The sequence below is a fragment of the Bacteroides sp. f07 genome (assembly GCF_042854785.1).
GTDB lineage: Bacteria > Bacteroidota > Bacteroidia > Bacteroidales > Bacteroidaceae > Bacteroides.
The window spans coordinates 1,219,722-1,234,698 of sequence record NZ_BAABXI010000002.1 but is presented as its reverse complement, the minus strand read 5'-3'; the positions used below and the strand labels follow the sequence as shown (position 1 = coordinate 1,234,698).

Sequence of the window (14,977 nt, the reverse complement as noted above, 5' to 3'; positions counted from 1 at the left end):
TATCTCATTCACTGTATTAACGGTCTTTCTTCAAGCGCTCCGCCATTGCACGCGCCAGATTTTCGCATTGAGTATAAGTAATGTCTTTCATCGCCTGCTTCATCTCCACCGGATCACCTATCAACTCAAATTTGCTCTTTTCCGCAAACTCAGCCAGACGCTTCACAGCAGCACCTGCCCATGTGAAAGAACCGAAATAGCCTAAATAGCGACCTTTCACCTCACGCAACAGAATCTTCGAAAGTAATGCTTCCACTTCCGGGAAAATCTGATTGCTATAAGTAGGCGAACCTATGATTAATCCCTTGTAACGGAAAATATCTGCTATAATATAAGAAGGATGACTCTTCGTCACATTGTGCATAACGATATTCTTGACTCCCTGCGCCGAAAGTTCCGCCGCAATAGCCTCAGCCATTTGTTCTGTATTTCCATACATACTTCCGTATGCAATAACTACCCCCTCATCTGCGTCATAACGGCTCAAGCGGTCATAGATACCTATCACTTTAGCTATATTTTCTGTCCATACCGGCCCGTGAGTAGAGCAAATAGCAGAAATAGGAAGTCCGCCCAGTTTCTGCAACGCTTTTTGCACAGGGCTTCCGTATTTACCTACAATATTAGAATAATAGCGAACCATTTCTCCCCAGTACTTGTCTACATTCATACGGGTATCCAGAAAACCACCGTCCAGCGTACCGAAACATCCGAATCCGTCACCGGAGAAAAGAATTCCATCCGTTTCGTCAAATGTCATCATCGTTTCCGGCCAGTGTACCATCGGAGTCATATAAAAACGCAGTTTATGACGTCCTAAAGCAAGGAAGTCTCCGTCCTTCACCAGATATTGTTCCCCGGTCACGCCATAAAAACCTTCAATCATACCGAATGTCTGCTTATTCCCCACGATAATAATTTCAGGGTAATGTTGCTTTATCAGTCGGATAGAACCGGAGTGGTCAGGCTCCATATGATTTATAATCAAATAATTAATAGGACGTTCTCCGATCACTTGCTTAATCTTACGCAAGTAAACTTCAAAATAACAGATGTCCACCGTATCCACCAATGCCACCATTTCATCATCAATCAGATAAGAGTTATATGAAACTCCATAGGGCAATGGCCACATCGCTTCAAATCGGTGCTTATTCCGGTCATTTACTCCCACATAGTGGACATTTCCTTTAATTCTTGTTTTATGTTCCATTCTTCAGTTACATTAAAAAGTCTCTCTCACCACCCGATATTCCCCAAATAGATATTTATCAGGTAGTAAATTTATCGTCTGCAAAAATAATCCTTTTTTCTGAATCCCTATACTTCTTGCCTTGATAAGCATCCCTTTCTTTCATTCTTTTTTGTAAACGTGCTACAAATTCATAATTTTTCAGCCCCCAGTCCGGAGCTATTAATAAATCTTTAGGAGATTGGGAGACAAAACGCTCCACTACTATATCGGGACGAAGATGCTCTACATAGTCAATCACTAAATCGATATACTCGCTGACCTCTGTAAACAAATGAAAATCAGCGGGATTCTCAGCATACTCATGAGCCATACGCGTGCCGCGAATCAGTTGCAACTGATGAATTTTCAGAGTGCTCAACGGCAGTTCTGAAAGTATCTCCGCCTGTTCCACCATCGTATCATGTGTTTCTCCCGGAAGCCCGAGGATAATATGCCCACCTGTCAGGATGCCACAGGCCGCAGTCCGCCGGACAGTTTCCACAGTATCCACGTAAGTATGCCCCCTGTTTATACGTTGTAACGTCTTATCGCAAGTACTTTCAATACCATATTCCACCATAAGAAAAGTATGCCTGTTCAATTCTTCCAAATAGCGCAACAAGCCCTCCGGCATACAATCCGGACGTGTCCCTATTACCAAACCTACAACATCTTCTACTTTCAGCGCCTCTTCATATTTACGCTTCAGTCCTTCCAATTCCGCATAAGTATTGGTATAAGCCTGAAAATAGGCCAAATACTTCATATCCGGATATTTATGAGCGAAAAAACATTTCCCCTCTTCCAGTTGGGTAGCGACAGATTTCTCTGTCCGACAATAATCCGGGTTAAAAGTCTGGTTGTTGCAATAGGTACAGCCACCCCACCCTTTCGTCCCGTCCCGATTGGGACAAGTGAAACCCGCATTCAACGAAATCTTTTGTACTTTGTAGGGAAAATACTTTCGCAAGAAGGTCGGAAAATCATTATATAAGATATGTGTAGACATCTTCATTCTGTTATTTTACTATTTAATCAACAAACATAAGAAAAATCAGTGAGTTACGGAAAGATGCCCCAAAATATCTTCAATATATTAAAATAATCATAAAGTCCATAAGATAAATTAATAAATATGGTAATTTAAAAATCTATTTAATTAGCTTTGCCTTGATTTTAGGCATTGACGGGAGGATACTTGTGAAAGTCTTGTGCAATTTATTCCCCAATTATGATTTCATCTCACCATACCCCATGCAACTCTCGTCAATAAAATTATCCTTTTTATATTCTTAAGAATATAAAAAGGATTTTTTATTCAACAATGTATGATATACAAGTTCTCCTTCAAACCAATGAGCCCAAGATTTAATCTTTATCAAAAGAAAGAATTTATAATCCCAGTCTTTCTTTCAACAATCGATAACCGGAAAGGCTCACCCGAAGTTTAACTCCGTTTTTCAGTAATAACTGATAGGTTTCCTTTCCGAAAAGTTCGACACGGGAAATCTGTGTCACATTGACAATAGTCGAACGATGAACACGGACGAAAGTTTCAGGCGGAAGATGTGTTTCGAAATACTTCATCGTCTGTTCCTTCAGATATTCCCCGGAAGGAGTTATCAACATCACATAGTCTCCACAAGCTTGTATGTAAATCAGTTCTTCCGACTTTACCAGATGAATTTTAGAGCCATCCTTTACTGTGATACGGTCAATTAACTCAATCGGTGGTTCAGTTTGCTGTTCAGCCACCTGATGTACAACCAGTTCTTTTTCAAGTTCCCGGTTCAAGACTTCTTCTTTAGCTACAATCAAGCGATACCATAGAGTCACCGCAATCAAAGCCGGTAGTCCGAATAATAATCGGAAAGGTACTGTTTCGGCAAAAGGGATATAAGATACACCCGTAATTCGCACCATAATATCATACACCATAAAACTACCTGCCAGCCAGAGCAAACTTCCAACCAATATCATAATGATATCCGTCTGAAACAGCGAAACAAGTCCGATGACAAACCAAGCCAGATAGGCAATAGCTGCCAGCCAACCAACCGTTGCTATTCCGTCCACCAAAGCGGGAATATAGTCGACTCCGGTATACCAACACACCAAGGCAACCTGGAATGCCACTAAAATCAACACCAATGCCAGCATCGGAATCCAACGATAAGGATAATCTATAATCGGATGTGCCTTCATATGCTAACCTTTCACTTCCAGGCCACCGAAAGAAATCGTACCCCGAATCACTAATATACTATCTTGGTTAACATTCCCATTTTGCCAACGTTTGTCATCACACCCGCCAAAAAACGCATTACATTTAAACACAACTTTCCAATCGGAAGGCACATAAATTTCAATTCCGCCCCAACTGCAATCCAAGTCGATATATGTTTCTCCCGATGCAATATGGGTATGGCGCAAGTCAATAGTCGTTCCGCCGAATGAGGTACGTACTTCGGCTCCTCTGAAAAGTTCATCAAGCACTACGTGGCGTGCAGCACCCCACACATTTTCCGAACGCAAAAAGCCATCGACCGAATCGGACTGTTGTTGTTCACCCTCAATGTTAACATCGGAGCTGCTTTGTTTCATCTTCATCCCCATCAAATTCCGCTGGTGATGCATAGCATGATGACGTGCCCATTTCGCTCTCTTATCCCTGCTGGGTTTGAAGAAAAACAGAATACCCGCTATAATCAGCGCAAAAGGCCATACCATTGCCTGTGAATTCTCAGGCAACCATGAAAGTCCGCCTATCAAAAAATAAACACCTATTAATAAAAGGACGATTCCACCGATGAAATGACGCCGAATCATTGAATAGATACCTATTATAATAAGGAGGGAATGCCAGGAGACGATAATATCAAATACCTCATTAGTAATCCATCCCATATTACGGGCAAACAACAATACTCCGGAAATAATAAAAAGCGAAGCTATCAGTATTTTACCGGAAAAGCCTCTAGCAGGTGAAAATGTTTGTTTCTCTTCCATCGTCTTTATATTTAATTGATTGATGGTTCAAAGATACGCCATTTCCCAACGCTTCTACAGTCTTTTCTGCCGATTTAGGGTTAAAAAGCCGGTGAATACCGGATAAAAATCGATAAATTCAGCAATAATAATCTATCGTACTCAAAACATATTTCCACTAATATTCCCTCATCAGAAGCACCCACGGGTTATTTTAATCCCAAATTGTCTACCTGACGACACTAAAAAACAAAAAATACAAGGTGAAAAACAAATATTGCACATAACTATATCTACATTCTCATACTTTTGTAGCGATGAATAAACTCTTTTAAAAGATTTTAAAATAATAAATAATAACCATAAATTATAAACATTCAAAGTATGTCTAACAAAGTGAAAAACATGCGCTCTTTATTGCTCATATTATTCTCGGCAATATCGCTCAGCGTATCTGCGCAAACGATTACTGTCACAGGTAACGTGAAAGACACCAACGGAGAACCTATTATCGGAGCCTCTGTTGTAGAAAAGGGGAATACGACTAATGGTACGATTACAGACCTAGATGGCAACTTTTCTATCAAAGTCGATGGAAAAAAAACTCTTGTGATTTCATATATTGGTATGAAAACGCAAGAAATTGCTATCCAAGGAAAAAAATCTATTAATGTGACCATGCATGACGACTCACAAGCATTAGATGAAGTAGTCGTTATCGGTTATGGTACAGTAAACAAAAGAGATTTGACGGGGTCAGTAGCTTCAGTAAATTCTAAAGACCTAGCTGTGGTACCTGTGTCAAGTGCAACTGAAGCACTTACTGGTAAACTTGCTGGTGTCAATATCACGACAACGGAAGGTTCTCCTGATGCAGATATTAAAATCCGTGTACGCGGAGGTGGTTCTTTGTCACAAGACAACTCACCACTCTATATAGTAGACGGATTTCCAGTCTCAAGTATAAGTGATATAGCTCCGTCTGAAATTCAAAGTATCGACGTTTTGAAAGATGCATCTTCTACTGCAATTTATGGTGCCCGTGGCGCCAACGGTGTTATCATTGTTACTACCAAAAGTGGTAAGGAAGGCAAAACACAAGTAGATTTCAATGCATCTTTTGGTTTCAAAAAAGTAGCCAAAATGACTAAAATACTCAGTCCTTACGATTATGTGGCTTATCAACGTGAGATAGGCTCTACTGCAAATTACGGTAATTATGCAGACCTAGATCTTTGGAAATCTTTCCCGGGAGAAGACTTACAAGACGAGATATTCGGCCGTACTGGTAACCAGCAACAATACAATGTAAATATAAGTGGCGGTAGCAAACAAATTAAATATAGTGTAAGCTACGCTCACAATGAAGAAAAAAGCATTATGCTTGGTTCCGGTTTTAACAAGGATAATGTAAATGCTAAAATTAATGCAGAATTGAATCAATGGATGACTCTTGATTTCAATGCACGTTTCAGTTACTCTTCTATTGAAGGATTAAGCGGTGGTGCAGATACAAACGAAAGCAATGCCGCCAACTCAATTGTTGCAAATGCCATTACTTTTCGACCGATAGATGCTTTAAGCAATGGTGACTTGGAAGATGAAGAGAACAACTCAACAACAAGTGCAACACCATTAGAACGCTTATTAGCAACAGAGAAACAACGAAAGACATTCAACCAGAATTATAACATCGGTTTAAATTGGAAACCTTTCAAAAATTTCACATTCCGTTCTGAATTTGGTTATGGGTGGAAATATGATGACACTGAGCAATACTGGGGTACAGATGCCGTATCAAATTCCAAATATGGATATAACGGACGCCCGCAAGCCTATTTATTGAGAGAGACATCTAAAAACTGGAGAAACGCAAACACCTTAACTTACGAAAATAAGAAACTTTTCAACGGTCGTGACCGCATGAATGTTCTGATTGGACATGAAGTAAGCAGTAGTTGGAAAAATTCCATTGAAAACGTATCAGTATCTTTTCCTACATCAATGGGGTTTGACGATATGAAAGCGAATATGGGTGCAGGTACTGCATTACCGACACAGTCGACTCTTGGTGCTAAAGAAAATATGCTCTCTTTTTTCGGACGTATCAATTATACCATGATGGACAAATACTTACTAACGGTTACAATGCGTGCTGACGGCTCCAGCAAATTTGGCAAAGGTAACCAATGGGGAATGTTCCCTTCTGCCGCTTTAGCATGGCGTTTATCAGATGAGACATTTATGGAAAGCACTAAAGATTGGCTTTCCGCATTAAAAATCCGTTTAAGTTTCGGTACTGCTGGTAATAATCGTATCAACTCGGGACTATTGGCTACTACTTTCTCTATGTCGGACAACTCTGCACGAGCCCCCTTCTTCGGTGAATCAATGGCTAACATGTTACAGCATACAACTACACTTTATAATCCTAATCTAAAATGGGAAACAACCGTTACGCGTAACTTGGGCGTTGACTATGGTTTTTGGAACAATCGCATTTCGGGTTCTCTGGATGTATATTGGAATACAACAAAAGATCTGTTGATGCAGGCGGAAGTACCCTCAAGTACTGGCTATTCATATCAATACCAAAACTTTGGTAAAACGTCCAACAAAGGTATCGAGTTCACAGCTAATGCCGTCCTGGTAGATCAAAAGAAATTTGGTTTGAACTTTAACTTTAATATCGCTTACAACCGTAGCCGTATCGATGAATTGAATACCGACAACCCGTGGCAAGATTATAAATGGGCAGGTAGCAATATTTCCAAATATGAAGTCTTCCGAGTGGAAGAAGGCGGACGATTAGGTGAAATCTGGGGATATCGTGCCAACGGTTTCTATACGGTGTATGACCCAAAAACCAATCCAAATGGTGATTTAGTGTGGAAAGGTGGAAACTGGGTACTACGAGACGGACTTAAAGACAACAGTGCTTCCGTAACAGGCGGTACTTACAAACCCGGGGGATTAAAGCTGAAATGTGATGAAGACGGTCAACCTATCAAAGAACGTCTGGGCAATACTATTGCTCCTGTTATGGGAGGATTCGGTTTTGACGGTCATATCGGAAATTTCGATTTCAACTTCTTCTTTAACTATTCGGTAGGTAATGTGATTCTGAATGGGACCAAACTTCTGTCATCTTTCCAGACGGGAAGCAAAAAAGGGTATAATCTGAATAATGATTTTGCTTTAGGCAATCGCTATTCCTGGATTGATCCTGCAACCGGATTAAATCTTTCAGCAGAAAGCACCGCCGTGAAAGAAGCATATGGTGACATGATGACTGCCGGATTACGTCTGAATGAACTGAACCGGAACGCACAAATCTACAACCCGGCTTCAATGACACAGGCACAAATATACGATTATGCAGTAGAAGATGCTTCTTTCCTACGAATCAACAATATAACAATAGGTTATACATTGCCCAAAACATGGGTGAAGAAAGCTTTCCTGCAAAATGTCAGAATATATCTGACAGGATACAACTTGTATTGTTGGACAAACTACAGCGGTTCAGATCCGGAAGTAGACACCATGAGCAAGAAAAATGCAATGAACCCCGGTATCGACTATGCAGCGTATCCTAAGAGCCGTACATTTGTTGGTGGCATTAACGTAACTTTCTAACTAAATCAAATTAACGAATTTATGAAACATATATATAAATCTGTATTTTTGGCTACCGGACTGTTGTCTTTGACTGCATGTTCCGATTTCCTTGACCAGTCATCTCCTTCTGAGATGAACGACAAAGTGGTATTCAACAACGAATACTACACAGAACTTACGTTGAATAAAGTATATGGCGGACTGACGCAAGACAAAACCTATTCTCAGTTCATGCCTATCCAAGCCGGACTAAACACCGACTGCGAATTAATAGACGGATTGGGGAGCGATGCTCAAAACACAACTCATCAACGTGGTGTGTTCAATTACAATGCTTCTCCCGGATTTGCAGATTTGGAAACCGTATGGAATAATATGTACGGAGTAATAGAAGATGCCAACCTAGTAATAAACGGAGTGGACAATAGCTCCCTTATTGAAGAGGGAAATGAATCAAGAGCTACCATGCTACGTTTCAGAGCAGAAGCCAAGACATTACGCGCAATGATTTACCTTGACTTGATCCGCTTGTTTGGAGACGTACCTTATAAAGTAGAAATCTCCAAATCCGACCTGAGTAATGCTTATTTAGGAAAAACGGATCGGGATGTTATTATGGAAAACTTGATTGCGGATCTGGAAGAATCTATTCCTGACCTGCCTTGGGCCGGCGAACAGACAACAGAACATGTCACACGTGGTTATGCACATGGTCTGTTAGCCAATATAGCATTAACACGTGCCGGCTGGTTTATCCGTGAGTCTGCTAAAGAGGGTTATATTACTGCGACAAAAAATTCGGATGACAACTATCCAACGCAACGTTGTGACGATGAAACCAGAAAGAAGATGTACGAATTGGCAGAGAAGCATTTATCTACTATTATCAATAGCGGAAAACATGCATTGACAAGTACTCCTGACCAATATTGGCTGGACATGAATGTGGGAAATTTACAAACCAGTACACCGGAAAATTTATTCGAGATTCCAATGGGTATTAATAAAAGCGGGGAATTAGGATATACTGTAGGTTTCCGCGTAAATGGTCCTACTCCCGATTATGGCAAGAAAGGAAATTCTACCGGTACTCTGAAACTGACAGCTCCCTATTTTTATTCTTTTGACAGAGACGACACACGCCGTGACTTAACTTGTGCCACTTATCAGTTAGAGAACAAAAGTTCATACACAGAAGCAATGTTAGGAAATGCCCCTTTCGGTATCTACTGTGGAAAATGGGATTATCGTAAGATGGCAGGTAACCCAACTTGGTTGGAAGCGGTGCTGGCCGGTGATGAAAAAGCTAAAATCAGCTCCGGAATCAATGTAGTAAAGATGCGTTATGCATACGTATTATTAATGTATGCAGAAGTAGTCAACGAGTTACATAAAACCCAGACTGCATACGGAACAGATTTAGACGGAAAGAATTGTACGTTATCTGCTTATGACGCTCTACTGCAAGTACATCAAAGAGCCTTTACCGACCAGAATGCAGCAGCAACAAAACTAAATCAACTGATTGCCGATAAAGGTTTCTTTGAAGCTATCGTACAGGAGAATGCCTGGGAACTGGCAGGTGAAGGAGTCCGCAAATTCGACTTGATTCGTTGGAATCTGTTAAGTGACAAGATTGATGAATTTAAATCAACTTATGAAGCCCACATCGGAAATGATGATGGAACAGGAACCAAGTGGCCGCAAAAGATTTACTTCAATTATAAGAAAAACAGTGATAAGGCTTATAAAGAAATCGACCTGTCTTCGATTACCTGGTATGAAACACCGGCAGATACAAAAGCTTACGAAGCCAACAAAGACAGTTTTGGTAAAATAGACACCAAACAAAAAGATACTAATCTGCCCTCTATCAGTAGCGGGTTGAATACACCGATAAAGAATCGTTATCTGTTGCCGCTTTATTCAAGAACCATATCTACATCAAACGGCACTTTGAAAAACTCCTACGGATATAACTAAAAAAGGAAAGAACATATGAAAAACTTAAAATATATCATTAGCGCAGGAACCTGTTTACTCCTGACAATATTCCTCTCTACATCTTGTACCGATGGTAACGACTGGGAGGTTATAGAAGCCAATCGACTGTTTGGTCCAACACAAGGCGATTTCAGCCTAACAGCCGATGACGAGATTGCCCAAATCGAAATAACGTGGAAAGGCGTAAAAGACGCACAAGGATACGTATTAGAAATCAGTACCGAACCATTGTCAAATGACATTGCATTGGGTGAAGCAGCCGGAAGTCAAGTTTTCGGCAATGATGGAGAAAAAATATCAAGTCCGTTAACGGTTAAGGAATTACTTCCGGAGACGAACTACTATGCCCGTATCAAAGCAGTAGGTTCAAATAAGGAATCCTATTGGGTTTACGCAGAAAAGTCCGTTAAAACAACAAAAGAGCAATTATTGGAAATACCGACTGAGAATGCGGGAGATATCACCAAGGAATCTATTCGCGTTTCTTGGACGGAAGGTTGTAATGTAACAGCATTACGCATCAGTTCAAACAGTGCCTCTACTCCATACGAAGAAACTTTTATATTAGAAGAAGCTGACAAAGAGGCTTGTTCATTCCTTTTTGAAGGTTTATCATCTCTTACAGAATATACCATTGAATTGCTGAACAACGACATTATTCGTGGTACTATTAAAGTAACGACAGCACAAGGTGAAATGATTGAGGTCACAGTAGATGAACTCACTCATAATAGTGCTTCATTCTCATGGGCAGAAGTCGCAGATGCGTATACGCTTGTTCCGGGTGAAAGTCCGACGGCAGATGGTGCAGAAGCTTTCCCGGCAGGTTCGGCTACTACATTCACTGCTTCAAATCTGAAAGGTAGTACTACTTATACATTCTCGGTTATTAAAAATGGGGCGATTATCGGTTATGCAACATTTGAAACAGAATATGAAGCTCCAGCAAATGCTATAGATATTGAATCTTTTGAAGCATTCAAAAACGCGATAACAAACGGAAACGGTGATATAGCTCTGAATCTCATTTCTGATATTACACTAAACGAAGAAGTTATCGTTCCTGCAACAACCACCTCGTTAACCATTTTCTGTACTAGTACAACCCCTATACGATACACAAAAGCAGATAAAGGAGACTTAGTTGTGGCAGCAGATGCTTCTTTGACAAAGATTGAGTTTTACAACATATACTGCATAGACGAAACGACTAGCGGTTATTTGTTGAATGTGAAAAACTCATTCCAAGTGAATGACATTACTGCCAATCGTTTAAGTTTGTCCAATTTCCGCGGCATTATCCGTACACAAACGACTGCTAATGCTACAAAATTCGGCACGATTACCTTTAACAATTGCGTTATCACCAATATCGGTAGTTATGGTATTCTTAATACAAAAGTGAGCGGAGTAGAACTGGCAAAAATCAGCATGGCTAACACAACAGTCAATCAAACATCTTCCGGTTCTATGTTTACATTACTACAAACACCAGAAATTACTATCGATCGTTGTACATTCTATAACTTAGCTAAAGGAAAAACTGTCATTGATACCAACAAAGTAAAGGCCGGTTCTATCACTATCACAAACACTCTTGTAGGTATGACTGAGGCTACTAAAGGATATGAAGGCCCAACTCTAAAATTCAGTGATTCTTTCACAACTAGTGATTGTAGTTTTGGTTCTAAAAATACTTGGGGAACAGCCTTAGACATTTCATCTGCAGATCTGTTCACAGACCCAGCAAACGGTAACTTTACTGTGAAAGAGGCTAAATACAAAGTATACGGTGATCCCCGTTGGAATAAATAATAAACAAATTAATCTAAGAAAACATGAAAGATAATATATTTTCAATTTGTGAAAGTTTGGCAATAGGCGCATTTTTAATAACGTCTTGTGCTGACATAGATCCTAAAATGACAAATGATACATTACCACTACTTCCTAATGAAGTAGAACAAGGTACTATTGTCCAATTAGATTATGGTGAATTATTAGCTTTCCCTGGTGCAGAAGGACATGGAAAAAATACAGTAGGCGGACGTGACGGTTCGGTTTATCACGTAACCAAACTAACAGACGACGGAACAGAAGGCACATTCCGTTGGGCCGTTTCACAGAAAGACAAAAGGACAATTGTTTTCGATATAGCAGGTACCATCCATCTAACCAGTGAACTAAAGACAACAAACGATTATTTAACTATTGCTGGACAGACATCTCCAGGAGGTATTTGTATCGCAGGTTACCCGTTTATAATAAACTCAAATAATGTTATTATACGCTTTATCCGTTTCCGTCCGGGAAATGTCGACATTGACTGTGACGGTTTAGGAGGCAGTGACAAAGAAAACATTATTATTGACCACTGTTCCACCAGTTGGTGTACAGATGAATGCTTATCAGTATATGGTATGGTAAATTCTACCGTACAATGGTGTTTAGCTTCACAAGCTCTACGTGTCGTTCCCAGTAAGCAAGAAGGCAATAAAGTAAAAACACATGGATTTGGTGGAAACTGGGGTGGTCGTTTCGCTACTTACCATCACAATATGATTGCCCATTGTGAAAGCCGTGTTCCACGCCTTGGCCCGCGTCCTACCACATTGAAATTGGATGAAAAAGTAGACATCCGTAATAATGTATTCTACAATTGGGCAGGTGAAGGATGCTATGGTGGTGAGGCACAGAATGTAAACATCGTAAATAACTACTACAAACCGGGACCTGCAACAGCAAAAGCATCCGATAAAGTAAAATACCGTATTGCTAAAATTGGTATCTATGCAAAAGATTATGATAATGGAGCGGATTTTGAACCCTTCAAAGGAATATGGGGAACATTCTTTATTGATGGTAATCTCATGAATGGAAATGAAGAGGTTACAGCAGATAACTGGACAAACGGTGTCTACGCCCAACAACAATCAGACAAAAGTAACGACTTTTCATGGGATAATAACAAAGATAAAATCAGAAAAGAAACTCCCGTTACTAAGTCAAACGGTGTAACTACCCATAGTGCAGAAGTAGCCTATACCAAAGTACTATCGTATGTAGGAGCCTGTAACTATCGTGATGCAGTTGACAAACTAATCATAGATGACGTAAACAAAGGAGAAGCTACGCAAACATCAACAACTGACAGTAATGGAGAACCTACAGACAACAAACCGGGTTACATCAATGACCCGTATCAATTCTGGAATGGAAATCCATATCCTGCATTAACTGTCGATACCAAACGTAGTATAACCGACACTGACGGTGACGGAATACCTGATGAATGGGAAATAGCCCACGGTCTAGATCCTAATTATGCTTTAGACGGAAATATGCGCACTATAGATATACATGGCAAATATTCTAATCTTGAAATGTATATGAACAGTCTGGTCAAAGATATTATGGACCAATGTATAGAAGGCGGTAATGTAGTTGAATAAACAACTAATGTCACCCCGTTAACATAAGACAAGAAGGAGAACCTTCGTCTGAAAAAGATGAAAAGAGAATGTGTTTACAGATTTACCACATTCTCTTTTCATTTTAAAGTAATTTTACAACAATTATATCATGAATAAAATATTACCAACAGTAATTCTAGGTCTTTTCGTAACAGCCTGTTCAAATACTGACCCAATAACGTCTCCCCTTCTGCCTGAACAAGAACCGGACAACAGCCAGCTAGAAAGTCAACTTCCCGACCGAAAACACACCCCAGCCTTTCCGGGAGCTGAAGGAGCAGGTAAATACACAACCGGCGGAGCAGGCGGAATTGTATACACCGTCACAAAACTCACCGATGATGGTTCAGAAGGAACATTACGTTGGGCGGTAGAAAAGAGTGGAACAAGAACAGTTGTATTTGCTGTAGGCGGAGTTATTCCGTTAAAAAAGAAATTATCTATTAAAAATGACAATATCACTATCGCTGGACAAACCGCACCCGGTGCAGGTATCTGCCTGAAAAACTATACACTTAATATTTCTGCAAACAATGTCATTATCCGGTTCATTCGTTCACGGATGGGGGCAGACATCCAGCAAAAAGGAGATGACGCAATGAACGGATTCCAGTCAAGCTACCCAGGCAAGCAAAACATTATTATAGATCATTGTTCCATGAGTTGGAGTACCGATGAATGTGCATCATTCTATGGAAATACCAATTTCACTCTCCAATGGTGTATCATCAGTGAAAGTCTTACGAACTCTATTCACGAAAAAGGAGCACATGGCTATGGAGGAATATGGGGAGGCACTCCGGCAACTTTTCATCACAATCTGATAGCCCATCACAGCAACCGCACTCCACGACTTTGTGGAAGCCGTTATTCCAACCGTGAAGACATGGAAAAAGTAGACATATGCAATAATGTCATCTATAACTGGACTAATGAAGGAGCTTATGGAGCACAAGGCGGCTCATACAATATTGTAAACAATTACTACAAACCCGGTCCTGTCAACGTAGCGGAGAAAGTACATTGCCGCATTTTCACAGCTTATATAGACGATGGAACAAATAATCAGAAAGCAGGAACCTACGGAAAATTTTACTTGAACGGAAACATATATGATTCTTCCCTAAGTGATTTATCAACCAGTCAATTAACAGAAATTAAGAATGCCAACAATGACAATACTTCTCCTACTGCTTTCTATGTAAAAGATAACGTATATAAAGTTCCGGCTGAAAAGTTGCTGGTTTCTTCCCGTTTTAATATTTTAGCAGATTATTCTTTCATTCAATCTGCTAACGAAGCTTATCAGGCTGTTTTAAAATATGCCGGTGCCTCTAATATCCCAGACATAATAGACAAACGAATTGTAAAAGAAGTGAAAGAAGGCAATTATACATATAAAGGTTCCAATGGTGGAATATACGGCCTGATAGACACTCCAGCTGATGTAGAAGGATGGAATGAATATGTAGAAACCCATTCACCGCTAAAAGATACTGACGGTGACGGAATACCCGATGAATGGGAAAAGAAGAATGGTTTGAATTTTAATGATAAAAAAGATGGTAACCAATGCGTTCTTCACGAAAAGTATACGAATCTGGAAGTATATCTTAATAGTTTAGTCAACACATTATACCCGACACCTAATAACTAA

The 14,977-nt window shown here is 40.0% G+C and carries 9 protein-coding genes; 5 read left to right on the top strand and 4 right to left on the bottom strand.

What is annotated here, in order from left to right; all coding sequences use genetic code 11:
- Window positions 1-16: 16 nt before the first annotated feature.
- The 4 genes from ACGHVY_RS19740 to ACGHVY_RS19725 all read right to left on the bottom strand — a co-directional run bounded on the left by ACGHVY_RS19740 (window position 17) and on the right by ACGHVY_RS19725 (window position 4,243).
- Window positions 17-1,213 carry an FprA family A-type flavoprotein gene (locus tag ACGHVY_RS19740; RefSeq protein ID WP_308746629.1) on the bottom strand — a complete coding sequence of 399 codons (1,197 nt, stop codon included), beginning with the start codon at window positions 1,211-1,213 and terminating at the stop codon, window positions 17-19.
- Between the two features lie 58 nt (window positions 1,214-1,271).
- On the bottom strand, window positions 1,272-2,249 hold the full coding sequence (locus ACGHVY_RS19735) for a TIGR01212 family radical SAM protein (protein WP_308746630.1): 978 nt from the start codon (window positions 2,247-2,249) through the stop codon (window positions 1,272-1,274).
- A 377-nt stretch (window positions 2,250-2,626) separates the two neighbouring features.
- Entirely contained in the window at window positions 2,627-3,439 is an 813-nt protein-coding gene (locus ACGHVY_RS19730) for a LytTR family DNA-binding domain-containing protein (protein ID WP_390600902.1), read from the bottom strand.
- Window positions 3,440-3,442: 3 nt separating this feature from the next.
- On the bottom strand, window positions 3,443-4,243 hold the full coding sequence (locus tag ACGHVY_RS19725) for a LiaF transmembrane domain-containing protein (RefSeq protein WP_390600900.1): 801 nt from the start codon (window positions 4,241-4,243) through the stop codon (window positions 3,443-3,445).
- A 363-nt stretch (window positions 4,244-4,606) separates the two neighbouring features.
- On the opposite strand from ACGHVY_RS19725, the gene ACGHVY_RS19720 reads away from it, so the two are divergent.
- The 5 genes from ACGHVY_RS19720 to ACGHVY_RS19700 all read left to right on the top strand — a co-directional run bounded on the left by ACGHVY_RS19720 (window position 4,607) and on the right by ACGHVY_RS19700 (window position 14,977).
- A complete protein-coding gene (locus ACGHVY_RS19720) occupies window positions 4,607-7,861 on the top strand; it encodes a TonB-dependent receptor (protein WP_308744655.1) in 3,255 nt (1,084 codons plus the stop codon).
- Window positions 7,862-7,882: 21 nt separating this feature from the next.
- The gene (locus ACGHVY_RS19715; RefSeq protein WP_308744656.1) at window positions 7,883-9,826 is read left to right on the top strand and encodes a RagB/SusD family nutrient uptake outer membrane protein; all 1,944 of its coding nucleotides are present in this window, start codon (window positions 7,883-7,885) and stop codon (window positions 9,824-9,826) included.
- A 15-nt stretch (window positions 9,827-9,841) separates the two neighbouring features.
- Window positions 9,842-11,662, top strand: a complete 1,821-nt coding sequence (locus ACGHVY_RS19710) for a DUF5123 domain-containing protein (RefSeq protein ID WP_390600897.1) — start codon at window positions 9,842-9,844, stop codon at window positions 11,660-11,662.
- 107 nt (window positions 11,663-11,769) lie between these two features.
- On the top strand, window positions 11,770-13,299 hold the full coding sequence (locus ACGHVY_RS19705) for a pectate lyase (protein WP_390600895.1): 1,530 nt from the start codon (window positions 11,770-11,772) through the stop codon (window positions 13,297-13,299).
- Between the two features lie 130 nt (window positions 13,300-13,429).
- Window positions 13,430-14,977, top strand: coding sequence for a pectate lyase (locus ACGHVY_RS19700; RefSeq protein WP_308744659.1), 1,548 nt, complete (start codon window positions 13,430-13,432; stop codon window positions 14,975-14,977).

Excerpts from the sequence above, each read along its gene's own strand:
- ACGHVY_RS19740 (WP_308746629.1), bottom strand. The coding sequence starts at position 1,213 with ATGGAACATAAAACAAGAATTAAAGGAAATGTCCACTATGTGGGAGTA.
- ACGHVY_RS19735 (WP_308746630.1), bottom strand. The coding sequence starts at position 2,249 with ATGAAGATGTCTACACATATCTTATATAATGATTTTCCGACCTTCTTG.
- ACGHVY_RS19730 (WP_390600902.1), bottom strand. The coding sequence starts at position 3,439 with ATGAAGGCACATCCGATTATAGATTATCCTTATCGTTGGATTCCGATG.
- ACGHVY_RS19725 (WP_390600900.1), bottom strand. The coding sequence starts at position 4,243 with ATGGAAGAGAAACAAACATTTTCACCTGCTAGAGGCTTTTCCGGTAAA.
- ACGHVY_RS19720 (WP_308744655.1), top strand. The coding sequence starts at position 4,607 with ATGTCTAACAAAGTGAAAAACATGCGCTCTTTATTGCTCATATTATTC.
- ACGHVY_RS19715 (WP_308744656.1), top strand. The coding sequence starts at position 7,883 with ATGAAACATATATATAAATCTGTATTTTTGGCTACCGGACTGTTGTCT.
- ACGHVY_RS19710 (WP_390600897.1), top strand. The coding sequence starts at position 9,842 with ATGAAAAACTTAAAATATATCATTAGCGCAGGAACCTGTTTACTCCTG.
- ACGHVY_RS19705 (WP_390600895.1), top strand. The coding sequence starts at position 11,770 with ATGACAAATGATACATTACCACTACTTCCTAATGAAGTAGAACAAGGT.
- ACGHVY_RS19700 (WP_308744659.1), top strand. The coding sequence starts at position 13,430 with ATGAATAAAATATTACCAACAGTAATTCTAGGTCTTTTCGTAACAGCC.